Source organism: Kangiella taiwanensis, from assembly GCF_020005165.1.
Classification (GTDB): domain Bacteria; phylum Pseudomonadota; class Gammaproteobacteria; order Enterobacterales; family Kangiellaceae; genus Kangiella; species Kangiella taiwanensis.
In genome coordinates, this window is record NZ_JAHCLT010000001.1 from 833,767 (window position 1) to 857,829 (window position 24,063).

22 protein-coding genes are annotated in these 24,063 nt (G+C 44.2%); 11 read left to right on the forward strand and 11 right to left on the reverse strand.

What is annotated here, in order from left to right; genetic code table 11:
• Positions 1–175: 175 nt before the first annotated feature.
• Together KFK88_RS04030 and KFK88_RS04035 are read left to right on the forward strand one after the other, a co-directional pair.
• Entirely contained in the window at positions 176–1,138 is a 963-nt protein-coding gene (locus KFK88_RS04030; protein ID WP_223577371.1) for a PstS family phosphate ABC transporter substrate-binding protein, read from the forward strand.
• Between the two features lie 116 nt (positions 1,139–1,254).
• A complete protein-coding gene (locus KFK88_RS04035; RefSeq protein WP_223577372.1) occupies positions 1,255–2,130 on the forward strand; it encodes a 1-aminocyclopropane-1-carboxylate deaminase/D-cysteine desulfhydrase in 876 nt (291 codons plus the stop codon).
• Here KFK88_RS04035 and KFK88_RS04040 read toward each other — a convergent pair.
• Both KFK88_RS04040 and mscL read right to left on the reverse strand, forming a co-directional pair.
• A complete protein-coding gene (locus tag KFK88_RS04040) occupies positions 2,123–2,557 on the reverse strand; it encodes a hypothetical protein (protein WP_223577373.1) in 435 nt (144 codons plus the stop codon). The two genes, KFK88_RS04035 and KFK88_RS04040, sit on opposite strands and share 8 nt — an antisense overlap.
• Positions 2,558–2,622: 65 nt before the next feature.
• A complete protein-coding gene (gene mscL / locus KFK88_RS04045; protein WP_223577374.1) occupies positions 2,623–3,024 on the reverse strand; it encodes a large-conductance mechanosensitive channel protein MscL in 402 nt (133 codons plus the stop codon).
• Positions 3,025–3,194: 170 nt separating this feature from the next.
• Between mscL and KFK88_RS04050 the strand changes: the two genes are divergently transcribed.
• Both KFK88_RS04050 and KFK88_RS04055 read left to right on the forward strand, forming a co-directional pair.
• Positions 3,195–3,662 carry an Mpo1 family 2-hydroxy fatty acid dioxygenase gene (locus KFK88_RS04050; protein WP_223577375.1) on the forward strand — a complete coding sequence of 156 codons (468 nt, stop codon included), beginning with the start codon at positions 3,195–3,197 and terminating at the stop codon, positions 3,660–3,662.
• Between the two features lie 43 nt (positions 3,663–3,705).
• Positions 3,706–4,962 (forward strand): DUF819 family protein, encoded by a 1,257-nt coding sequence (locus tag KFK88_RS04055; RefSeq protein WP_223577376.1) that lies wholly within the window; start codon positions 3,706–3,708, stop codon positions 4,960–4,962.
• A 62-nt stretch (positions 4,963–5,024) separates the two neighbouring features.
• Here KFK88_RS04055 and ctlX read toward each other — a convergent pair whose 3' ends face one another.
• Complete coding sequence (ctlX, locus tag KFK88_RS04060) at positions 5,025–5,951, reverse strand: citrulline utilization hydrolase CtlX (protein ID WP_223577377.1); 927 nt, start codon at positions 5,949–5,951, stop codon at positions 5,025–5,027.
• A 451-nt stretch (positions 5,952–6,402) separates the two neighbouring features.
• Here ctlX and KFK88_RS04065 point away from each other — a divergent pair, with 451 nt between their 5' ends.
• On the forward strand, positions 6,403–7,308 hold the full coding sequence (locus KFK88_RS04065) for a transcriptional regulator GcvA (protein ID WP_223577378.1): 906 nt from the start codon (positions 6,403–6,405) through the stop codon (positions 7,306–7,308).
• Between the two features lie 85 nt (positions 7,309–7,393).
• Here KFK88_RS04065 and KFK88_RS04070 read toward each other — a convergent pair whose 3' ends face one another.
• Positions 7,394–8,686 carry a Glu/Leu/Phe/Val family dehydrogenase gene (locus KFK88_RS04070; protein WP_223577379.1) on the reverse strand — a complete coding sequence of 431 codons (1,293 nt, stop codon included), beginning with the start codon at positions 8,684–8,686 and terminating at the stop codon, positions 7,394–7,396.
• A gap of 149 nt (positions 8,687–8,835) precedes the next feature.
• On the opposite strand from KFK88_RS04070, the gene KFK88_RS04075 reads away from it, so the two are divergent.
• Positions 8,836–9,630, forward strand: a complete 795-nt coding sequence (locus tag KFK88_RS04075; RefSeq protein ID WP_223577380.1) for an SDR family oxidoreductase — start codon at positions 8,836–8,838, stop codon at positions 9,628–9,630.
• 49 nt (positions 9,631–9,679) lie between these two features.
• Here KFK88_RS04075 and KFK88_RS04080 read toward each other — a convergent pair whose 3' ends face one another.
• Positions 9,680–11,365: a GGDEF domain-containing protein gene (locus tag KFK88_RS04080; protein ID WP_223577381.1), complete on the reverse strand. Its 1,686-nt coding sequence runs from the start codon at positions 11,363–11,365 to the stop codon at positions 9,680–9,682.
• Positions 11,366–11,513: 148 nt separating this feature from the next.
• Entirely contained in the window at positions 11,514–13,250 is a 1,737-nt protein-coding gene (locus KFK88_RS04085) for a M28 family metallopeptidase (protein WP_223577382.1), read from the reverse strand.
• Positions 13,251–13,440: 190 nt separating this feature from the next.
• Here KFK88_RS04085 and KFK88_RS04090 point away from each other — a divergent pair, with 190 nt between their 5' ends.
• A complete protein-coding gene (locus KFK88_RS04090; RefSeq protein WP_223577383.1) occupies positions 13,441–15,867 on the forward strand; it encodes a S9 family peptidase in 2,427 nt (808 codons plus the stop codon).
• 80 nt (positions 15,868–15,947) lie between these two features.
• Here KFK88_RS04090 and KFK88_RS04095 read toward each other — a convergent pair whose 3' ends face one another.
• The gene (locus KFK88_RS04095; RefSeq protein ID WP_223577384.1) at positions 15,948–16,820 is read right to left on the reverse strand and encodes a BPSS1780 family membrane protein; all 873 of its coding nucleotides are present in this window, start codon (positions 16,818–16,820) and stop codon (positions 15,948–15,950) included.
• 11 nt (positions 16,821–16,831) lie between these two features.
• Complete coding sequence (locus KFK88_RS04100; protein WP_223577385.1) at positions 16,832–17,443, reverse strand: malonic semialdehyde reductase; 612 nt, start codon at positions 17,441–17,443, stop codon at positions 16,832–16,834.
• Between the two features lie 92 nt (positions 17,444–17,535).
• Here KFK88_RS04100 and KFK88_RS04105 point away from each other — a divergent pair, with 92 nt between their 5' ends.
• On the forward strand, positions 17,536–18,354 hold the full coding sequence (locus KFK88_RS04105; RefSeq protein WP_223577386.1) for a tetratricopeptide repeat protein: 819 nt from the start codon (positions 17,536–17,538) through the stop codon (positions 18,352–18,354).
• A 53-nt stretch (positions 18,355–18,407) separates the two neighbouring features.
• Positions 18,408–19,085 carry an SPOR domain-containing protein gene (locus tag KFK88_RS04110; protein ID WP_223577387.1) on the forward strand — a complete coding sequence of 226 codons (678 nt, stop codon included), beginning with the start codon at positions 18,408–18,410 and terminating at the stop codon, positions 19,083–19,085.
• A 16-nt stretch (positions 19,086–19,101) separates the two neighbouring features.
• Here the strand turns inward: KFK88_RS04110 and KFK88_RS04115 are convergent, their stop codons facing one another.
• Both KFK88_RS04115 and msrB read right to left on the reverse strand, forming a co-directional pair.
• Positions 19,102–19,617 carry a thioredoxin family protein gene (locus KFK88_RS04115; RefSeq protein ID WP_223577388.1) on the reverse strand — a complete coding sequence of 172 codons (516 nt, stop codon included), beginning with the start codon at positions 19,615–19,617 and terminating at the stop codon, positions 19,102–19,104.
• A complete protein-coding gene (gene msrB, locus KFK88_RS04125) occupies positions 19,614–20,882 on the reverse strand; it encodes a peptide-methionine (R)-S-oxide reductase MsrB (protein ID WP_263296336.1) in 1,269 nt (422 codons plus the stop codon). Before msrB ends, KFK88_RS04115 begins: the two co-directional genes overlap by 4 nt.
• Before the next feature lie 37 nt (positions 20,883–20,919).
• On the opposite strand from msrB, the gene KFK88_RS04130 reads away from it, so the two are divergent.
• A complete protein-coding gene (locus KFK88_RS04130) occupies positions 20,920–22,299 on the forward strand; it encodes an AmpG family muropeptide MFS transporter (protein WP_396326634.1) in 1,380 nt (459 codons plus the stop codon).
• 40 nt (positions 22,300–22,339) lie between these two features.
• On the opposite strand, the gene KFK88_RS04135 is transcribed toward KFK88_RS04130, so the two are convergent.
• A complete protein-coding gene (locus KFK88_RS04135; protein ID WP_223577390.1) occupies positions 22,340–23,095 on the reverse strand; it encodes a TIGR04219 family outer membrane beta-barrel protein in 756 nt (251 codons plus the stop codon).
• Between the two features lie 129 nt (positions 23,096–23,224).
• On the opposite strand from KFK88_RS04135, the gene tcdA reads away from it, so the two are divergent.
• Positions 23,225–24,004 carry a tRNA cyclic N6-threonylcarbamoyladenosine(37) synthase TcdA gene (tcdA, locus tag KFK88_RS04140; protein ID WP_223577668.1) on the forward strand — a complete coding sequence of 260 codons (780 nt, stop codon included), beginning with the start codon at positions 23,225–23,227 and terminating at the stop codon, positions 24,002–24,004.
• The last annotated feature ends 59 nt before the right edge of the window (positions 24,005–24,063 follow it).

Below are 24,063 nucleotides of genomic sequence, written 5' to 3' on the forward strand. Positions count from 1 at the left end.
TCAAGAATTTAAGTGTTTGATATTTATACCTTTAATTCGATACTTAAATCATTTCAGCTATTCTCTTAAAGCAAAAACGACTTGTCATAAAAGCGTCATATTGCAGTCACAAGGCTTTAACATTCTAGCACCATAATGACAGCGTCTGTTAATCATACTCACTTGGAGAATTCTAATGAATTTGTTCAAAAAAGTTGCCCTAGCGGCAGCAGTTTCAACATTCTCGCTAGGCGCGTTCGCTGAAGCGAAAGTTGATCAAAACTTACCAACTTATAAAAAAACAAGCGGTATTTCTGGTAATCTTTCTAGCGTAGGTTCCGATACTCTAGCTAACCTGATGACGCTTTGGGCTGAAGAATTTAAACGCCAATACCCAAACGTTAACATTCAAATCCAAGCTGCGGGTTCTTCTACTGCGCCACCAGCATTAACTGAAGGTACTTCAAACTTCGGTCCAATGAGCCGCATGATGAAGGATAAAGAGCTTGAAGCATTCGAAAAGAAACACGGTTACAAGCCAACGCCAATCGCTGTTGCTATCGACGCTTTAGCAGTATACGTGCACAAAGATAACCCTATCGAGGGTTTGACGATTTCACAAGTTGACTCAATTTTCTCATCGACTCGTAAATGTGGCGGCGACAGCGATATTTCTGACTGGAGCGACATGGGTGTTGATGGTTTAGGTGATGTTCAGTTGTATGGTCGTAACTCAGTATCTGGTACTTACGGTTACTTCAAGAAGAAAGCATTGTGTAAAGGTGACTTCAAAAACTCTGTAAACGAGCAACCAGGTTCTGCTTCTGTTGTTCAGTCAGTGAGCTTGTCTAAAAATGGTATCGGCTACTCAGGTATCGGTTACAAAACGTCAGGCGTTCGTGCTGTACCATTAACAAAGAAAAACGACACTAACTATGTTGAAGCGACTCCTGAGAATGCTATCTCTGGTGACTACCCACTAGGTCGTCAATTGTTTGTTTACGTTAACAAGCACCCTAACAAGCCTCTATCTCCAATCGAGCTTGAGTTCTTGAAAATGGTTCTATCTAAAGTGGGTCAAGAAGTTGTTGTAAAAGACGGCTACATTCCACTACCAGCTAAAGTTGCAGAGATGCAATTGAACAAGCTTTCTAAATAAGTCTAAATTTCTACCTCTTAGAAGCATTTTGCCGGCTACCTGAAAAGGTTAGCCGGTTTTTTTATATTTGAACCAGCCTCAGCTACAATACGTGTATTCTTAGTCAAGAGAAGCCAATGATTGAGCTGAATCACTCGCCCACTCAAGTCGTCAAGTGGTCGCTAGCCGAACAAGAGTCTATCCGCGTTGATATTAAGCGTGACGATTTACTGCACCCTGTAATCTCGGGAAACAAATGGCGTAAGTTGAAATATTTGCTTGAGGACGCAGAGCAAAAGCAGTGTCAGAGCGTGATTTCCATGGGTGGTAATTGGTCGAATCATCTACATGCACTTGCTTACGCTGGCCATCAGCTTGCGATACCCACTCAGGGCTTTGTACGAGCACATTCGGATCAACCGTTAACCCCAACCCTAATAGATTGCAAGCGTTGGGGAATGACGCTGAGTTTTGTCACTCGTAAAGAATACGCAGAGCTGCGCGAACACCGAGATTGGACTGCTTTCCAGCAAAGATTTCCCAAAAGCTACTGGATAGGCGAAGGTGGATTTAGTCAGTTGGCGATGCGCGGCGTCGAAGAGATCGGACAGGAAGTGGATGAGTCTTATGATTATGTGTTCGTGGGCTGCGGGTCTGGTGCGACGCTTTGTGGTTTAGCTAAAGCATTTCCGAAGAGTCAGGTTGTTGGGGTGGCAGCATTCTCGGGCGCGGAATATTTACAAGAGCAGCTACAAGCATCTTTGACACAGAAAGTCGATAACTGGACTATTGATACAGAGCATCATTGTGGTGGCTTTGCAAAGTCGACAGCAGAGTTAAACCATTTGATTGAATCTATTGAGCATGAAAACGCCTTTGAGTTAGATGCAGTCTACAACGGTAAGGTTTTTCTAGCGGTAGAACATTGGCTACAACAGGGCAAGCTACCTCGCGACAGTAGGGTCCTGGTTATACACACCGGTGGGTTGCAAGGGAAGCGCGAGGTTAATTAATGATTTGATGGATGGAATACCCGATAATCGCCAACCCAAACAACCCCTGTAGTGCGAATAATGCCCTGAAAATAAAGGTATAACGCAGGTATCGGCTAAGATTAGCTTCGTCTAGCGCAAAGAGCCTTGAGGTTTCCGAAAACTTCTCCTCACACTGAATCAGCCCTGGGACTGTTAATCGCAGCAAGGCTTGGCTACGCATATCCAGTACCGCGAAGCAGAGCGCCAGAATACAGATTAGCCCACCGATTAGGAGTAGAACGAGTGGATGGACATTTTTTTCAAAAGCGGCGAAGGCACCGCCATTAGCAAACATGGATAGGGTGACAAAGAAGTTAAAAGCCTTAAGGCGTTGCTCTGCATTGAACTTAAAGTGTTCCCAGAGATAGTTTTTCTCTTCGAGAAGCTGTTGTTCTGAGTTAGTCATGGGTTAATATTCGTAAGGTTAATAAAAAGCCCGCGCTAGGCGGGCTTGTCAGTGTATATCGACTGTTAGTCTTTTTTCAATAAATCGCGAATTTCGGCTAATAACACCTCTTCATTGGATGGCTTTGGAGGCTCTGCTGGCTTTTCTTCTTCTTTCTTTTTAAGACGGTTCATACCTTTAACAACCATGAATATGGCAAACGCAATGATAATAAAGTCGAGCGCTGTTTGTATGAAGCTACCATAATTGATGGTTACCGCAGCTTCTTCGCCAACAGCTTCTTTTAGAGTCACAGCCAAATCGGAAAAGTCTACGCCACCAATTAACATACCGATAGGCGGCATTAAAACGTCATTGACGAAGGAGCTGACGATTTTACCGAAGGCCGCACCGATGACGATACCGACGGCCATATCGACCACATTGCCCTTCATTGCAAACTTTTTAAACTCACTCATCATACCCATAAATCGATCCCCTGTATTAGTTTCAATAATTATTGTGTTTGTGCCGATAGGGCAAAACTATTTATTAATACCACAGCTACTGGGAAGAGGGGAGTGTAAAGCTTTTGATTTAGCACTAATTTTACATTCTTATATGATATGATTATTTTCTTTTGAATCATGAGGGTGCCATGAAAAGCGGTCAGGAGTGGATTGCGGAGTATAGCGAAAGCCACAGGAATCCTAAGAATAAACGACTTCATTGGATTTGCGTGCCAGCCATTATGTGGACGGTGATTGCTTTTTTGTGGTCGATACCTGTGCCTGAAGCGCTTCAGGTTCACCCTTGGGTAAACTGGGCAACACTTTTTGTTGTGGTCGCTCAGCTGTTCTATATCATCTTTGGTGTTGCGATTTTCGCGACTATGCTGCTAGTCAGTGTGGGGATGTTATTCTTCACCGCTTGGTTAGAACAGGTTGCGCCTTTCGCTTTATGGCAGATTGCGCTGGTAGTCTTTATCATCGCGTGGATTGGTCAGTTTATTGGCCATCACATCGAAGGTAAAAAGCCGTCATTTTTCAAAGATTTATTGTTTTTATTGGTAGGACCCGCGTGGGAAGTGAATTATTTCTTGCGTAAAATCCACCTAATTTCATAAGATTAACCACTTTAATTAGCTTGCAACTTTTGGGGATTGACTCATGGCAGTATCCGAAACTACTGAGAAAGTAGCACTGATTCAGTCTGATGCCGTCGCCTTTGGCGTCATTATGGCGGTATTGGGACTGATATTTTATACATCAAGCCGTCAGCACGGCTTTTGGCACAAATTCTATAAACACATTCCAGCGCTATTGTTATGTTACTTTGTTCCTGGAGCGTTGAACTCTTTAGGTTTTTTCACTGCTGATGCTGGTGACAACATCTATCATATCGCGTCACGCTATTTACTTCCTGCGAGTTTGTTCTTGTTAACCTTAAGCATTGATCTTAAAAAGATTTTTGGTTTAGGTTGGCGTGCTTTGGCGATGTTCTTTACGGCGACCGTCGGTATCATCATCGGTGGCCCCTTAGCGATCTGGTTATTCCACGTGATCAGCCCTGAGTGGGTAGCGGGCGACGTTTGGAAAGGCATGTCCACGGTCGCTGGTAGCTGGATTGGCGGTGGTGCAAATCAGGCCGCGATGAAAGAGCTGTACAACGTCGAAGAGAGTTTATTTGGCACCATGATCGCTGTAGACGTTCTGGTCGCTGAGATCTGGATGATCGGCCTACTTATCATGGCGAAAAAGTCTGACGGCATGGACAAAATGCTCGGCGCGGACAACTCAAAAATTGAAGATCTTAAGCGTACGGTTGAAAAATACACTCGTGAAAACGAGCGTGTCTCTTATCTAAATGACTACATGATTATTCTCGGCATAGCTTTCGCTGTGGTCGGCCTTGGTCACTTAATGGGCAGCTGGTTAGGACCTTTCTTTGGCCAGTTTGATTGGGCAAAAGAATACAGCCTTGATAGCCACTTCTTGTGGTTGATTTTGACGGCGACTTTCGCAGGAATTGGTTTGTCATTTACCCGTACACGCGAATATGAGCATGCCGGTGCTTCGAAGATTGGTTCTGTCTTTATCTATGTCTTGGTGGCTAGCATCGGTATGAAGATGAACCTTGGCGAAATTTATCATAACTGGCAGTTATTCTTCGTCGGTGCGGTATGGATGATGATTCACATTATTCTACTATTCATTGTGGCTAAGGCGATTAAAGCCCCAGCGTTCTTCATCGCTGTTGGTAGTAAGGCTAACGTTGGTGGTGCAGCGTCAGCGCCTGTTGTCGCGGCAGCATTCCACCCGTCTTTAGCACCAGTTGGCGTATTGCTAGCGATTCTAGGTTACGCAGTTGGTACTTTCGGTGCTTACTTAACTGCAGAAATGATGCGTATGGTCGTTGCCGGTTAGCACGAGATAACCATCATACAAAAAAAGCGGCTCTTGGGCCGCTTTTTTGTACTTGAAGGAAATTATTGCTTGGGTAAGAAGTTTTCTGCAATCATGCAACGAGCGCTGCCGCCTCCAATGGTTTCTATGGTGTGGATGTCGCAAGGAACCAGCTTGCCGTGTGCCTCCAGCTTCTGCCTCTGTTCTTTGCTAAAGCCATGGTAGGCGGACTCTGAAAGTACAATGAGAGGCTCATTCTTTAAGTTCCTGAGCTGAATTAAGTTGGCGCAGAAATGTTTCTCAGCCTGCTCTAAGCTAATCTCGATGATGTGTTTTTGATCTTGTTTAAGGCTAGTTTCGACAGCTGCCCTTTGTTGTTGGTCTTTTATTGACTCAAGGCATATCACGGCGAACTGCTCACCAACGCTCATCATGACATTGGTATGGTAAAAAGCCTTGTCCTGGGTGCTTGAACTGTTAAAGCTGACGGTGTCGTAACCTCGTTGTTTGTTATATTCGGCGAGCAAATGAGAGTCACAGCGCTCTGATAATGCTGCATAAGCCTTTGTATGTCTGTGATCAAAAATCATAGCGCCAGTACCTTCCAAAAATGCTCCCTTACTATCTCGGTAATCATTGACGTCAGTAATCTGATACCCGTTATGGCTTAAAAGCTTTTTCAGCGCCTCTGGACGCACTTCGGCACGCCTATTGGATGTTTTCATGGGGAAGAGATCAATGTTGCCGTTATGGCGGGTACAGAACCAATTATTGGGGAAAACGGCGTCAGGCATATCAGGATCGCCATGATGCTTATTCAGTAGGAGTACTTCCACGTGATGGTCGCGAAGCTGGTTCACCATTAGGGTAAATTCTTCCAGAGCACTTTCTTTAATGAGGTAGTGTGGAGCTTCTGTTTTTTGTTGAAATTCATTATCTTGAGCTGTTTCAGGGTTAAAACCGAAGTCGTTCGGTGGCACCATAATGATTGAGCTAGTGGTATGAGACATAGGACGCGGAAATTGTATAACGTGGCGCTAAGATAAAAAAAAGGCTTGCAATGTGCAAGCCGTATATTAGCAATCTGCGGGTCATTAGGACCAAATGGGGGTAGGTATATAAATTATGTCCCGCTCGCTAACTAAAGGAGTCAGTCTATGAAACTAAAAATTACCAACTTACCAGAAGTCTCCTTCTGGCTAGAATAAGCGAGGCTTATTCCTTAAAACCAACTGAGTTAATTTCTTTAATCATTAAAAAAATTAACAAAGTGTTTGCCTTTTGATAAGGGGTTTTGACAAAATAGAGGCATCTGGCAAATATTTGTCTAGACCAAGCGAACCTTAAAAGTTAGTTTGGCGTTGCCCCTCAAGGCAGGTCAAATAATATACAGTAGTATGACCAGATTCAAACGATATATTTTCATGGTTCAAATTAAAAAAACTAATGTAAGGAGCGGTGATGCCTAGACGGTTGCCCCCATTGAATAGCCTAAGAGCTTTTGAGGCTGCTGCGCGCCATTTAAGTTTTACAAAAGCGGCTGAAGAGTTATTCGTGACTCAAGCTGCAATTAGCCACCAAATCAAGGCTTTAGAAGATTATCTTGGCGTAGAACTATTTATCCGAAGGAATCGGAAACTTTTGTTGACCGACGAAGGCCAGCTTTATTGGCCGAAGATTCGTGATATTTTTGAGAAATTGGTCAATGCGACAGAGCAGGTGAAAGCGCAAGGTGCCACAGGTTCGTTGACGGTGAGTGTCATACCAACGTTCGCAACCTTATGGCTGGTCCCGCGCTTAGCTGAGTTCAGTCAACTCTATCCAGAGATTGATGTTCGTATTAAAGCCTCGGATAGTGACGTTGATTTTGTGCGAGAAGATGTTGATATTGCAGTATATTATGGAAAGGGTGAGTACCCTGGACTGCACTGTGAACAGCTGTTCCAAGAGCACTTGACGCCAGTATGCTCTCCAGCGCTCGCTGAATCGGGCAGTTTAAATACTCCTCAAGATCTTGCTAATCATACTTTATTGCATGATGCGACGACTGAAGAATGGCGTACTTGGATTAAACATGCTGATGTAAAAGGTGTTAATCCTGATCAAGGCCCTGTGTTCAGTCACTCTGGAATGGTGTTGCAGGCAGCGCGTCATGGTCAAGGCGTAGCGATGGGCCACAGCGTCCTTTCACAAATGGACTTAGACACAGCACGATTGGTCGCTCCGTTTGACATCGTGGTCGACAGTGGACACTCGTACGACCTAGTGTGCCCTGAAAACTCACATGACCGTCCAAAGATCGTTGCGTTTAGAGAGTGGCTTCTTTCGAAAGTGAACGAAGACGTCGATGACGAAGTGTTATATTAGTTCTCGACACGCACTCAGTACGTATCGCGAGTAATAAAAAAAGGCGCTATTCTTAGCGCCTTTTTTGTTGGTCGAAAACTTAGGTCTATGCGTCACTAGAGTTAAAATAGTCTCTGGTTCCGTGTGCGCTGACAGCCTCACCAATACGACGGAAGGCTAGCGTATAAGCCGCGTTGCGCATACTTCGGTTTTCTGACTGGGCTAGCTCCCATACTTCGTTAAAGCTTTTCGACATGATATCGCCTAATCGCTGATGAACTGTTGGTAGGTCCCAAGCATAACCTGAACGGTTTTGTACCCACTCGAAGTAAGAAACGGTGACGCCACCTGCATTTGCTAGAACATCGGGCACGACATGAATGTTACGCTGGTGAAGAATCGCATCAACGTCGCTAAGTACAGGACCGTTTGCAACCTCAACAATGTAGTTTGCTTTGATGTTGTCGACGTTGTGTTTTCCGATAACCCCATCCAATGCTGCGGGAATCAAAATATCAACATCAAGCTCAAGCAGTTCTTCATTAGTAATGGTTGTGTGCTCGACTTGTTCGCAAACCGACTGTGAGCAATACACCGCCTTAACTTGACGCGAACGTTGCTTTTCTTCATAAACGCTTGGGACATCGAAACCTGTGTCTGAGTGGATACCGCCGCGGGAATCACTAATAGCAACAATTTTGTAGCCACGTTCATGCAGTAAGCGGGCAGCATGGTAACCACCATTACCAAAGCCTTGAACGGCCACTTTAATGTCTGACGGGTTCCAGCCATGTTGTTTCTCAAGTTCTAAAATACACAGATAGGCACCGCGTCCGGTTGCATCGTCGCGTCCTAAACTGCCACCAAGGCTGATCGGCTTACCAGTAATGACACCTGGAGATTTTTGACGTGTAATGTGTTCGTACTCATCCATCATCCAGCCCATGATGCGTTCGTTAGTGTAAACATCTGGTGCTGGGATGTCTCGGTCTGGACTGATGATGTCAGCCATTTGACGCACATAGGAGCGTGAAAGACGCTCAAGCTCCATGCGAGAGAGCTTCTTAGGATCAACGGTAACACCGCCTTTGCCGCCACCATAGGGTAAGCCAACAACTGCGCACTTAATGGTCATCCACAGTGCTAGAGCCTGTACTTCAGGCTGGTTGACCTCAGGGTGGAAACGAATACCGCCCTTGGTTGGGCCAAGTGCGTTATTGTAACGGCAACGGTAAGCGGTAAAGTATTCTGTCGAGCCATCATCCATACGCACCGGTAGTGATGCAATCATGGTTCGCATCGGGTGCATTAAGCTTTCAATCACTTCGGCATTAACACCAGCACTTTCACCAACTTCTCGGACTCGAGCCAATGCGTCGTCATAAATTTGTTCGGACATGAGATAATCCTTGAACTAAGTCTTTGTAAATAATGCCCATGGTTATAACACGTGCTGGATTGAATATAAAATAACAGAAATGTAAATACCCCTAGTCGGAGCCACTGATATTCGTTATAACAAGGTAATCTTCACCAATAATCTTTTGTATGAGTTTTTTTAAAAATAAAACTGTTTGGATCACGGGCGCATCATCAGGAATCGGCGAGGCTTTAGCTTACGAGTGCGCCAATGAAGGTGCAATACTCGTGCTTTCTGCTCGGAGAAAAGAGGAGTTGGAGCGGGTACGTGCGCAGTGCCGCAACTCTGAGCAGCATAAAATCGTTGAGCTGGATTTGTCGGATAGTGCTAATTATGACGTTATCGTGGAGCAGGTTTGGCATGACATGTCGGGTGTTGATTTATTAATTAATAATGCGGGGCTGAGTCAACGATCGTTGGTAATGGAAACTTCGATGGAAGTGCATCGCCGTATCATGGAAGTAAACTATTTTGGGACTGTTGCTCTGACTCAAGCTTTATTACCGCATCTTTTGTTGCAAGGGAAGGGCGGTGTTATTACTGTCAGCTCGCTGGTTGGAAAGTTTACAACACCGCTTCGGTCGGCTTATTCGGCCTCAAAGCATGCTATCACGGCTTATATGGATAGCCTGCGCGCGGAACTGCATGGAAAAGGTATTCAGTTCACAACAATTTACCCAGGCTTTATACGAACAAACTTAACCTATAAAGCATTGCTTGGTGATGGTACTGAGCAAAACACCATGGATCAGGCTCAAGAAAAGGGCATGTCTGCGGAGGTTTGTGCTAAAAGGATTCTTAAAGCTTATTCAAAAGGAAACGCGGAAGCTTATATTGGTGGTCGTGAAACAAAGGCGGTTCTATTGAAGCGGTTGTTACCTAAAGTGTTTGCTAGAGTTGTCCGAAAAGCTAAAGTAACCTAGTTCGCTAGAATATAAAGTAGCTAACAATAAAGTGCGTGTTGCGAAGAAGTTAAATATGAACACGCCCTTTTTGTTTAATTTTTCCTTTAACTAAAATATCATCTGCTTTCTCAATAAGTTCTTCTGCGGAACTAGGAGTCTTTGGATCGGTTGTCACTCCACCAATAGTAACGGTAACGTAGAGTGGCTTTTTATCACCATTCATAACGGGCTTTTCAGTAATGCTGATATGTATCCTTTTGAGGAGTTGAGAGGCATCCTGCTCGTTGGATACTTGTGCTGCAATAATAAACTCATCACCGCCATAACGACCCAACAAGTCAAAATCACGTAACGCATCGCTGGTTCGTGTCGCCACGGCACGCAAAATATTATCACCAACAATATGATTATACTGATCGTTGATTTGTTTAAAGTGATCTAAATCGAGTAGCGCTAAAACCAAGGTGTTTTCACTTCTATGGATTCGATGTAACTCCTCGTCCAATCGTTCTATAAAAGCAGAACGACGAAGGCAGTTCGTCAGGTAATCATATGTGGCGTTACGATAATATAACCAGTGTTTATGAATTAATATTAAGGTTAGAACAATAAATATGGCAACGAGGAATACAGGCGATATTAATCCCTCTAGTTCGTTTATGAATGTAGGTAGAATTTGTAAATCAACCAAAATATCAAAGAATACAGCGATGATAAAAGCAGCCAAAGTTGAAGCCATAAGTTTGGCGTAGGGGAGCTTATCGCGGATCGCGTTATAGAATAGATATAAATAAAATGGAATTAACACAAAAACACTAAGCGCTTGCAGTAAGTGTACTAAGTGATAAATCAAGTCAATGTCAATAAAAATTGAAGCGACACAGTATGCTAGCAAAAAGCTTAGTAACGGTATTTTGAACCAGTTTGATGTTCGGCGCTTAAAAAACGAGGTCATGAACATAAAAAAGAGCATGGTTAATAAACCAAATAAAACAATGTTAGCTCTAAAAATGATGTTGAGGTTCAGGCCTGAAGCAAATGCAAAGTGTGAGTAGGTGAGTATGTATATTGCTTCGGCAACACAGAACAATCCGAAATATAAATGATCGCGGCTTTGCGGCTGGGCTGCAAAGTAAAACCCTTGAACCGCAGCGATAATTAGCATCACACCAACGTACAGCATGAGTAAGCCTTCCGATGCGACCTGCTGATCCGTGATGGTTTGAGAGCTTTGAATAATAGGCGCACCGCTACTGAGACCACCTTGGCGAGCATGATTGTAAACTCGAATGACTAACTCGTTATAGGTGTCGCTGCCAAAGTGTAGTCTAGAATTTGGTAATGGGTAGCTTCTTGAATAAAGCGTGGCTTTTTCAAAGTTTGGTGGAAACTGTCCGCTTTGGCCAATCAGGTAACCGTTTAGAAACACTTCATCCGCATCTCGTAAGTGTGGAATATAAAGGGTAAGCGGAATGTTTTGATATGACTTATCGACTGTAAAGTCAGTCCGGTAAATAGCGATACCGTCGAAATCTTCAAAGCTTTGTTCGATAGCGCCAACAGACTCTTGAGTTTTACATTCAACATTCCGCGCCTCGGTATGTTGGATGCACAAAGTCCAGTACTCTTTGAGTTCTATCGTTTGGGTGGTTGATAATGGGTTAGCAGAGAGCGTATCAGCACAGAGAAGGCTGAATATATAAAGAAATAGAGTAAACAGTATGTGGTTAATAACACGCCCTCCTAATGGCATACTATGTCAATCCCTGAGTCTTTGCAAAGCCTTTGCCACTTGATTACGTCATAGGCTTATCATGGCTTGATATTCATGTTTCTAAAACTTTAAAACTAGAGGGAGGGTTTTGACGCCTCCCTCTGTTATGTCGTTCAGTGAAGTGGATCTATTTTTGCTTCATGCTCTCGTCACGAATACTTCTGAACTCAGTACCTTCATACCAATTTGGGAAGTCTTCTGAGTTGCTTAACAAGTAGCCTGCTTCGAAGAAGATTTTGATATCGTCAAGTGCTGCTTGCCATACCCAATCTTCGTGGTATTCGTCGCATAGCGAGTGATAACACTCTCCACGCATCTTAGTCCATTTGTCAGCAGCGTCTTTATCGGCATCATCACGGAACTCAGTACCGCCGCCGCCATACACTGCCGGAACACCAAACTTGGCTAAGCTAAAGTGATCTGAGCGATAATAACCACCGCGCTCTGGCGCACTTTCAGGGCGTAATTCACGACCTTGACGCTTGGCTGCTTGTTCGACGTAGCTTTCAACTTCTGACTTAGGGTAACCTACAACCGTGAAATCCTTCATGCGACCACTGACGTTCATACTATCAATATTGAATGCGCCAACGATTTGAGTCAAAGGTACAGTTGGATTCGCCGCGAAGTATTTAGAGCCCAGCAGGCCTTGCTCTTCCGCAGTGACTGCTACAAAAGTTACGCTGCGATCAGGTGCTTCTGGTAGCTGTTTGAATGCTTGAGCAATGCTAATAATACCGGCAGTACCAGTAGCATTATCAATCGCGCCGTTATAAATATGGTCGCCTTCCATTCCATCGCGAGAACCTAAGTGATCCCAATGAGCCATATATATTACATGCTCGTCAGGACGTTTCTTACCTGGAATGGTCGCGATAACGTTCGCTGACTGCGATTCTTGGATAGTGTTTTTAATATCGACTGAGGCTTTACTATCTAGTGGAACTGGCTTGAAATCTTTACTCAGCGCATCTTTTTGGAGCTGCGCTAGGTCGAGACCTGATTGTTTAAATAAACTGTGAGCTTGGTCTAGCGTAATCCACATTTCGGCGTCCAGCTTTGGCGTGTCGCCAGTGCTTGGCAGGTGGTATTGGGGACCTGACCAGCTACTTGAAACTACGTTCCAGCCGTAAGATGCTGGGGCTGTGTCATGGATGATGATAGCGCCTGCTGCACCTTGGCGTGCGGCTTCTTCGTACTTATAAGTCCAACGACCGTAGTAGGTCATGGCCTTGCCTTGGAAAATGCCGGCATCCGGCTGTGCAAAACCTGGATCATTAATTAGGATGACCGCTGTTTTACCTTCCATATCAACGCCTTCATAGTCATTCCAATCGTATTCAGGAGCGACTACGCCATAGCCAACATAGACTAAGTCCGAGTCTTTAAGGCTGATCGACTCAACAGTTTGTGAGGTGCCTGCAACGAAATCTTTACTGTATTCAAGTGTCGCATCACCAAGCTGTAACTGCATGTCTGCGTCTGCTTCAATGCTAATGAGTGGCACTTGCTGGAAATAGCTATCGCCATTACCCGGCTCGGCACCTACGGCTTTGAATTGCTCTTTCAAGTATTCAGAAGTCTTACGACCACCTTCTGTAGCTGGGCTACGGCCTTCGAATTCATCACTAGACAGTGTTTTTACGCGATCTTTGTAAATGTCCAAGTCAATATTGTCGTAAGCTGTTAAGAAGTTGTTCTGATGTTTATTTTCAGTTTTATCAGAGGCTTTTTCAGACTGCTCTACCTTTACTGGAGCTTTTTCAGCGGTTTGTGATGCGTCAGCTTTTTTCGCTGAGTCGTTATCACCACATGCCGTCAATAAAAGCGCAGCAATGGATAAACTCAAGGTTGTTTTTTTCATGATGCTACCTTTTTGTGATTTAGTGGGCTCATATTACCCATGGCGTGGCCGAATCTCAATGGTTTGCTGGTGAAAGCTGTTTCTACATAAGCATGCTCTAATGTATCTGTGACGTCACCAGCCTTTTGACTTGACTGGAAGCATTAGGCGCGTAAGCTTAGTAAAAATTTGTTATGTGTGGAGTAGTTAAGTGGTCATAAAACAATCAATCAAAAACTGGGTTGTGGCGACGGGTGTTGCAGCGGCGGTTTCGTTTGCGGCGAGCCTAGAGGCTAAAGACACGGTTAAAACTCAGTTAACCCTAGAACAAGTGATGGCCGATCCTGACTGGATTGGTAATGCGCCTGAGTCGCCTTACTGGGCTGATGATGGTCAATCGATTTACTATCACCAAAAGGTCAAAGGGCATAATGAGCGTAAGCTCTGGCATTTGAATTTAGCCAACAATGATTTACAAGCCGTTACCGACGAAGAGTTATTCGAAGTCGACAGCCGTGGCGGTGATATTAGCCCAAATAAGAAGCTTAAAGTCTATAACCTTCGTGGTGACTTATACGTTAAGTACTTAGATTCTGGCGATGTCCGTCAGCTCACTAAAACTCATGCCAATGAGGGTAACCCACAATTTATTGGTAACGATACAGTTGCTTACCGTGATAATAACTCTTTTTACACGATTGACTTGTCTTCTGGGTTAGTCTCGCAATTGCTTGATATTCGCTTAAAAGACGACCCGAATAAAGACAAAGAAGACGGTTACTTAGAAAGGCAGCAAACGCGTTACTTTGACTATATCCGCAAGCAGCAAGAAGAGCGCGATTATAATAAGCAGCGTCAGAAGGATATCGCTGGAAGCAGTCCTCGGGCTGTAAGTGACCCTTGGTATCTAGGAAAGAAAGAAATTCATACGTTAAGTTTATCGCCTAATGGTAAGTTTGTCGTAGTCGGCACTTACGATAAGTCTGATAAAAAAGGCAAAAATGACAACATGCCACATTTTGTAACTGAAGATGGTTATGTCAGAAATGAGGAAGTTCGTCCTTTAGTGGGAACTTACACGCCGCGTCATGAAACTTTGTATTTGCTGGATTTAACCACCGGCGAAAAAACGGAGCTAAAGTACGATGACTTACCTGAGCTGGATGATGACCCTTTAGCAGACATTAAGCGTGCGACAGCGAAGCGTAATGGTGAAAAATACAAACCAAGCAAAGAGCCTCGTGGTGTTGCTGTGTTCGATTGGATTGCTAACCGTGGCATTGAGTGGAACGACAATGGCGACACTGCGTTAGTAATGCTCTACTCAGATGACAATAAAGATCGTTGGTTAGTGAGTGTCGATACGGATGATAAAGAGCTGGATACTGAGCATCATTTACGTGACATGGCGTGGGTCAATGACTGGAACTTTAATGATTTTGGCTGGGTTGATAACGAAACCATTTACTTCACTGCCGAAGACACAGGGTATAGCCACTTATACGTTAAGGAGCTTGGTGACCGCCCTGATGCATTAACCAAAGGCCGTTACGTGGTCGATAGTGTAAGCAAAGATCCAAACAGCGATTATTTGTATTACCGTGCAAACAAGAAACACCCTGGTATTTATGAAGTGTATCGCGTTAAGGCATCCGGTGGTGACTCTGAAGCAGTTACTGATTTGGGTGGTAAAAACGACTATGTGCTATCTCCAAATGGACAACAGCTAATCATTAGTCACTCTGAAGCGTTGAGCCCGCCTGAGTTGTTTGTAACGTCGGTGTCAGGCAATGCCGCTAAGCAGGTGACCTTTACGACGTCTGAAAAATTTAAGTTAATGCCATGGTCAAAGCCCGAGTACGTTGAAATTCCATCGCGTGAAGTGGATCAGCCGATTTATGCGCGCTTGTATAAGCCTGCTGGATATGACGCGAATCTCGAAGAAAAGTATCCTGCGGTGATCTTTATTCACGGTGCGGGCTATTTACAGAATGCGCACCAAGGTTGGTCTCTTTACTTTCGTGAGTTCATGTTCCATACCTTCTTGAACCAGCAAGGCTATGTTGTCCTTGATATCGACTACCGTGGTTCAGCCGGTTATGGTCGTGACTGGAGAACAGCAATCTATCGTAAAATGGGCACGCCTGAGGTAGTGGATTTAGTTGATGGTGCAAATTGGATGGAGGCTAACGCTAACATCGATCGCCAAAACGTCGGTATCTATGGCGGCTCTTACGGTGGCTTCTTAACCTTTATGGGCTTGTTTACAGCGCCAGACGAGTTTGCCGCGGGTGCGTCGTTACGCCCTGTGACGGACTGGGTACACTACAATCACCCTTATACTTCGAACATCCTAAACACACCAGAAGTTGACCCTGTGGCATTCGAGCGTAGCTCTCCGATTGAGTTCGCAGAGGGTTTGAATAAGCCATTGCTGATCGCGCATGGCATGGTCGATGACAATGTATTCTTCAAAGACACGGTACGTTTAGTACAGCGTTTAATTGAGCTGGAAAAAACGGAGTACTTTGAAACTGCAATCTATCCGATCGAACCTCATGGCTTTAAAGAGCCATCGAGCTGGTTGGATGAATACAAGCGTATTTATTATTTGTTTGAAGAGCACTTGAAAGACTAACCGTCTGATTCAAGTTCGTAATAAAAAAGAGGAGCTTCGGCTCCTCTTTTTTATGTGTTTGTATAAAGCTATTTTATAACTTACAAACTGTTCTCTGATTTAGTAATGTCGCCCAAGAAGATCTCGCGATAAGCGATATAGGTCACGCCAATAAAGACTGGGACGGCTAACGCATTGATCACTACATTAATTAATACCTGTATGTAAGGGTTTGCTATTAGCGCAGCAAACATCGACAGTATGAGTGATGTGATGAGGACAATCACAACTAAACAAACGATGAGAACAACGACAAAAACCAACACAGCAAAGAAGTTCTTGAGGCCACCAACAAAACTATTCCCAATAGCAGGTAGTGCTTTTTGGTTACTAAACAGTATTAAACTGACGGCAAACCAAGTAGCTAATGAAATTAGAATGGCCAGTAATGCTGCCCAAGGGATCGCTGGCGCGACTTTTTTGAGAACAGACATACCGTATTGCTCATCACCTGCCTCAATACGAGCCATGTCGATACCATTAATCACTTCAAGACCAATGTAAGACATTAATATCATGGTCGCGATAAACACCATCAGAATTGCCGCGATGGTATATAACACGAGTTGACCGATGTTTTTATGCTTGAATGCTTCAAACATTTGCAATGGTTTCACACTGCCTTGCTTCTTGTACACAGCGTCGGCACCGAGTAATAACCCAGCAATTAATAACGGGTTTACTATAGCCATGATAAACGATGATGCTGGTAGCAACGCCGGAATAAAATTAGTCAGCAGTGAGTAAATCAAAGCAGCAACAAACCAGCCTTTGAAGTTTGGTGCATAAATATCACTCAAACTCCGCTCTAACCAGAAAAAACCACGGATGGGCGAGATCGTCTGGCTTTGCGCTGGCTCAAAGTCGCTCGGCTTTTGCTCGTCCTCGTGAATAAACTCGTTGTTATTGTCCATTAGGTTACCCTCTATACGATAGAGTTAGCTTCATCAAAGTCAAAGCGTGGGCTGCGAGGGAATAAGTCTTTTTTCGTTCCATAGCCCAAGTTGCACAGGAAGTTCACTTTAGTGCTAGTACCATCGAAAAAGGCTTCATTGATTTTTTTGGGGCTGAAACCAGACATAGGACCACAATCAAGACCAAGCGCGCGCGCTGCCATAATGAAGTAGCCGCCTTGAAGCGAGCTGTTGCGGAAGGCGGTAGACTCAATGAATTTGTCATTGCCCACAAACCAACTTTTAGCGTCAGTGTGCGGGAAGAGCTTCGGTAAGTGCTCATAGAACTCCATATCCATGCCAATGATTGCACAAACTGGTGCGCTCATTGTTTTATCAACGTTACCTTCCATCAAGCAAGGCTTTAACTTTTCTTTGGCTTCGTCACTTTTCACGAAAACCACGCGCATTGGAAGACAGTTAGCTGAAGTCGGGCCCATAACCACTAAGTCATGCAGCTTATGTAGAAGCTCGTCAGAGACTTCGGTATCTTCAAAGTCGTTATAGGTACGAGCGTCGTTAAAGAGTGTATCAAGTGCGTCTTGGCTTAATGGTTGAGCATGCTTTTTACTGTGTTCAGACATGTTTTCCTCTATATTTTCTTAATTTATGGTGCATTTTACCGATTGTTTTACCATAATAAAGGTATCTATAGCGTGAATTTTAGTAAATCCCGATGATTTTTAGTCTTAAAAACCTATCTGCCCTCAAGGTCGCAGCCGTAGCGCCTTTGTGCCTACTGTTGTTGGTGGCGTGTGGTGAGGCTAAAAAACATTCCCGTCTTTGCGAAACGCACTTTAATACTGATAGCTTTAAAATTGCGCAAAAGCATTGTCAAAAAGCAGCCGATGATGGTGATAGTGCTTCGCAATATTTCTTGGGCATGATTTATCTTCGACAAGGCCAAAGGCAAGAAGGGCGTGAGTTGATTGAGAGGTCAGCCGAGGCAGGCTTTCAAAAAGCCATTTTTCATAGCACTGTCTGGACTTTTTTATCAAAAGACGTGGATGATGCGACTGCAACAAAAGCAATACAGCAGATGCAAGAATACGCTGAAGCTGGAGATGATGTCGCTCAGTTCTGGATGGGGAATGTATTTTTGTTCGGTTATATGGAACAGAAGCGAAGTCCAAACGAGGCGACTTATTGGTATCAGCTTTCTGTAGAGCAGGGCAACCACCGCTCAATGAATAATTTGGCATGGATTAAGGCTCTAGCGCGTGATAGCGATTTGTTTGATCCTAACGGCGCAATTGCTTTGGCCAAAAAAGCCGTCAAGAAACACCCTAAAAGTCATGGCTACCTAGATACTTTAGCTGCGGCCTATGCGGCTAATAATGATTTTAATGCCGCTATCACCACTCAGGAACAAGCGTTGTCTTTGGCTCAATCTGACGACTGTGAGCATTGTTCTGAACATCTCATTAAGTACTATCAAGAACATTTAGACCGTTACCGTCAACAAAAACCGCTTGAAGATGATTTGTTTAAGTAATATTGTTAAATAAATCAACAAGTTGTTTGTTGGGCTTAATTAACGGAAAATTTATGACAGTGACTCGTTCATTCGCAGTAATCGTTTTCATGATAAGTCTTGCCTTGTTAGGACTGACTGGCTGTGCCAGCAAACCTGATGTATTTAAAATTAAGGCGCAAGACGAGCAGTGGTTTTGCACGCCTGAAAGTGAAGAAGAGTGGCGCTGCCAAGAATCAAGCGCTGAGTTTAAACGTATAGCTAAACAACGTTTAGCGGAACGAGAGCGTCTTGAAGACAAAGAGTCGAGTACCACAGAGAAGCTCGAACTTAATGAGTCGCCTGTAGTGGTCAATGAAACGAGTTCCTCTGAAAGCGTGGATATTGAGAACAGTTTTGTTGAGCCTGAACTCCCTAGCCCTGACGCTGAGAAGCCGGAGGAGTTGCAAGCTGTTGAGTCGGACGAAACTATCGTTCCGGTTACTGACGAGGAAAGTGCGCTTTCATGGTGGGTTGTTCAGCTTGGAGCTTACAGTCAAGAATCTTCGGCATTAGCTCTAATGGCTCGGCTTAATACAGGCGAGTTGTTCCAAACGGAAGTAAAGGGGAACCGCTACTTTACAGTGGTGGCAGTCGGCTTTGAGACGCAGCTTGAAGCGCAGCAGTTTGCCGCGGGCATACAAAGTCGACACCCTGATGTTTCTCCTTGGGTGCGTAGCGGTGCTTCTTTGAAGCGTGTGTTAGTGCCTTAACTCAGAGCGTTACCTATTACTCTTGGCGTAAAATATTCAGTAGCTCTAGTTCTATAGGCTCAGAAGTCGTTTCTACAATCCTCCCGAGCTCTTCTTGATTTTGGTACACGATTATCGTTGGCGTGTACTCGACGTCAGCTTTTTCGGCAAGTCCTTGATTGTCAGTTTTTTGTCTATCCAGTGCGATCAGTTGCAGTTGAATATTTGGGTTGTTCAATGCTTTTTTGAGTTTGAGAAGGTTTGGAATCTCACGTTGGCTGTCATGACACCAAGTACCAAAGAATGCAATGATTTGGGTTGGTGTTGTGATTTGATTGAGGGCATACACAGCATCAGTATTTAATTCGTGTTGTCGCTTGACGGCAAATATCGGGTACTCACTTTGCAATTCATTTATGGTGATAGGGCCTTGAGCGTCCATGTGCTGGCTAAAGCGGCTATGCTGTGAGTGATCACTAGAAGGTGTCTCAGTAGTCTTGCAACCCGTTAAGATCATTAATGATAATATGAAAAGGAGCGTAAGTTTCATCATGAGGTTTCCTGTTGGAATTGTAAACTAACTGAATTAACACAAAAGCGCTGACCGGTGTCGGTGGGGCCATCTTCAAAGACATGACCTAAGTGAGAGCCACATTGCGAACAGAGAATTTCGGTACGTGTCATGCCGTGGCTAGTGTCGAGCTTGTAAGCAATGGCTTTGTTATCTTGGGCACGATCAAAACTTGGCCAACCACAACCTGCATCAAATTTTGAAGTGTCTTTAAATAGCGGCGAGTTACAGCAAACGCAGTGGTACGTGCCTTGTTCGTGATGTAGGTTATAACTCCCTGAAAATGGCGGTTCAGTCCCATGTTGTTGCGTAACCTGGTAACTTAGGGCATCCAGCGACTCAGCCTTTTCTTGGGCCAGAGACTTCAATGGCGGGTAGGCGATATGGAAGTCACTCCATAGTCTCCAGTGATGCGGTACGGCAACTCCCAATGATGATGCTTGATCCAGTAAATAGCCATTAATCGCATTAATTTCAGTCGTTTGTTGGTTCAGAACATCTTGCAGCATTGACGACTGGTTCTTGGCAGTAGACTTTATCACCTGCAACGTTACTTCTTTGAGGTTATCGGCAATATCAAGCTTCAATGCTTTTGCAACCTGTCGGTTTTCGTTAATCAGTGCGAGAACACGAGATTGTTTATCCGCGTCAAGCAATTCGCCATTTTTACATTGATATAGCGCTGTAAGTGGATTGACGACTGCATTGATGAATAGCTTTTGCCATAAAACGCTACGGATATCATCATGCCAAGTGGCATCCAGAGCTTTGAGTAGCTTATCAGTTAGCCATTCAGGCTGTGATCCTTGTGCTAGGCGACCGAAGGTGACGGAGCCTTCGCCGGCATAGGTCACTGTTTGTGTGCTTGAACGGAATGCGCCGTGGGTATTGCTGGCGAAATAAATCTGCTCGGAGCTGACATATTGCAAAGCAACGTTGTCATTACCCATGCCGTTTTGAAACAGTACTATTTGCGTGCTCGAGGATATCGAGTCTTTTACAGAATCAAGCGCCGATTCAAGCTGTGAGGTTTTGACGCAGAGCCATAGATGCCTCAATTCCCCACAATTAGAAGCAGTTTTTACGGGAATTTCGTGGTAAGTTTGATGGTCTTGGCGAACCAACGCCCACTGCTTGGAATGATACTGGTTATCGCCTCTGACAATTAACTGGCAATCAATAGACGCTTCAGTTAGTTTATGGGCAAGCAGTTGGCCGATAGCGCCAGCACCAAGAATTGAAATCATAAGCAACACTGTTTAATACAATGAGAATTATCTTATAGTGATTTTAACAAGAATAAAACTCCCTAAAAGCGTTAAAAACTTCGTCTACTTTCAGCCTGAAGTGTTCAGAATGTTATTCCTTGGCTTCTCCGCGGGGCTACCACTGTTGTTGGTTTTGGGGACTTTGTCACTACTGTTGAAAGACGCTGGTATTTCACGAAGCGAAATAGGTTTTGCATCGTGGATAGGCCTTGCTTACTCGATCAAGGTTATTTGGTCACCTGTTGTCGATAACTTTAAGCTCCCTATTCTCAGTAGATTATTGGGTAAACGTAAGAGCTGGCTTCTATTTGCACAAATTGGTATTGCTCTTGGGCTATACATGATTTCTAAAACTGATGCCGGAACAGATACTCAGCGACTAGTTATCTTTGCGTTGATCACAGCATTTTTATCGGCGACCCAAGACATTGTCATTGATGCGTTTCGAGTTGAATCGAACGATGATAAAAAGCAAGGTGCAGCCGCAGCGACTTATATTATGGGTTATCGAATCGGCATGATTGTTGCTGGTGCGGGCGCATTAAAAATAGCTGCCAGTTACGACTGGGAAGTGAGCTATCAGATTATGGCGATTTGTATGGGGGTGGGTATCTTGGGTGGTTTACTATCGCCTGAGCCGCCACATAAAAAACAAGTGCTTGGTGAAACTGAGTTAGAAAAAGATATTTCTGAAAAGTTACTCCAGCCACTGGCTCAAAATAAAGAAACGCTCAAAGGCAAAATACAGAACCATCCAGCCTTCATGTATTTCGTTAAGGCGATATTATCACCATTCGTAGATTTCTTCCGCCGCTACAAGTGGTGGGGGCTTGTGATTATCGCCTTTATTCTTTCTTTCCGCGTCAGCGATATCGTGCTGGGCGTGATGACCAATGTGTTCTATGACGATATGGGCTTTACTAAAGATGAAATCGCTGATTACTCGAAGATATACGGTGTCATCATGACCATTCTAGGCGCCTTCATTGGTGGTTACGTCGTCAATAAGGTTAAAATTTTGTGGTGTTTGTTATGGGGTATTATCCTCGTCATTTTAACAAACTTACTGTTTGCTTATATGGCAAGCCAGCCCAAAGATGTTGGCTTTCTTATTGCTGTGATCAGTGCTGATAACATGGCTGGTGGCTTTTCCATGGGAGTGTTGATGGCTTATTTCGCGACCTTAATTAACCAAGAGTTCACTGCAACACAGTTTGCACTCTATACCTCACTGATGACATTGACAGGAAAAATTCTAGGGGGCTTTAGTGGGGTTAATATTGATAATTGGGGCTACCCGATGTTTTTTACTTATGCGGCTTCGTTAGGGATTCCTGCTTTATTATTGATTTTGGCATTGTTATATCGGGAAAAGACCCTAAGTAAAAAAGAATGAAAAAAGGCGCTTTTCAGCGCCTTCGTATTTTGACTCGCGGTTACAGGTGCAAAGTGAAACCCGCATAAAAACCGTCAAAAGTAATATCGCTTGCAAGTGAATCAAAGTCATCAAACTCAACATCAAACGTTCGGTAACCAAGTTCAACGCCAAAACCACTTTCGCCTTCATACGCCAAGTAAGCTTTGATATCAGAAAGTTTGTCACCAGATTTTTCGCCAATATTAACGATAGCGCCAGTTTTCAGCCCCGTAAACGGTAGGTCAAACTGAGCTTTACCATAGATTGTTGGAACCGTGCCCTTTAAGTCAACACGAGAGCCAACAACGCCTGTCGTGGCCGTGTAGTTCACTTCAGCAAAGCCATCGAAGTCTTTACCTGTAAGGCCTAGATCTAAGTTTACCCAGTTGTCTAGCAGCTCGTAATAAAGCGTATAGTCGATATGAGTTAAGTCATAGCTGGATGTGAGTTCGCTACCTTCAGCGAAGGTTACACCATCAAACGTGAAGGTTTGCGAGGCTGTGCCGACGGCGCTACCTTCTAAGTTATTTTGCTGAACCTTAACGTTTGGAAGGAACGGAACCGGGTGTTCAAAGGCAAGGTAGTAGACGTTGTCATCGTCATCGCTAAAGCCAAGGTCGTTATTCAAGTCGACGTTTTCGCCACCTGAGCGAATAAACCCTTCGGTATCGTAATTCCAGCGATCAGCACCGGCGTAAACACCTAGAAAGTCAGCGCTTGCTGCGCTTGAAGCTGTGATAAGCGCTGTAGCTGTAATTAATGTTCGTAATGTCATAAGGACTCCTCTCTATATTGATGATGCTATTTTAAAGGTTTTTAACACTAAAAAATACCTAACCCGTTATCTCTCCTGACTTTATGACGATTCAATTGTTATAATTGTGACTTCTTAATAGATAAGCGTATTATTTTGGATAATCGATTTGGCGGCATAGCAAGGCTGTACGGCCAGGCTGGGTTAGAAAAGTTTAAACAATCTCACGTGTGTGTGATTGGTGTTGGCGGCGTAGGTTCTTGGGTTGTTGAAGCCTTGGCCCGCTCAGGTATCGGCAAGATTACTATGATTGACCCTGATGAGGTCAGCGAGAGTAATATCAATCGTCAGCTGGTGGCATTAGAGAGCACTGTAGGGAAGGGGAAGTGCGATGTGCTGGTTGAGCGAGTCGCTGATATCAATCCAGCGTGTGAGATCAATGTTATCGAAGACTTATTGAAGCCGGAAAATACGCGTGAATTGATCGGCACTAAGTTTGACTATGTGGTAGATGCAATTGATAGCGCTAGGAGCAAAGCGGCATTAATTCGTCACTGTAAGCGTAATAAAATTCATATCGTTTGTATCGGCGGTGCTGGTGGTCAAATCGACCCACAACAAATTACAGTGGCTGATATCACGCGAACTCATAATGATCCGTTGTTAGCAAAAACTCGCTCAATTTTGCGTTATGACTATGGCTTTTCAAGCAACTTGAAGCGTAAATATCAAGTTCCCTGTGTGTATTCCACTGAGCAACTCTCTTACCCGCTGCCCGATGGGGGAATAACGCAACAGAAGCCAGATTCTGACCGCGCCCTGCGCATGGCATGCGACGTTGGTATGGGCTCTGCGACACATATTACAGCAACTTTTGGTTACTTCGCTGTGGGGCTATTGCTTAAGAAGCTTGTTACAAAAAAACACTAAAAGATGGCTGCATAGTCAAGTAGAATAATTTGGCGTTAAATTTATTAATTAAATAACAA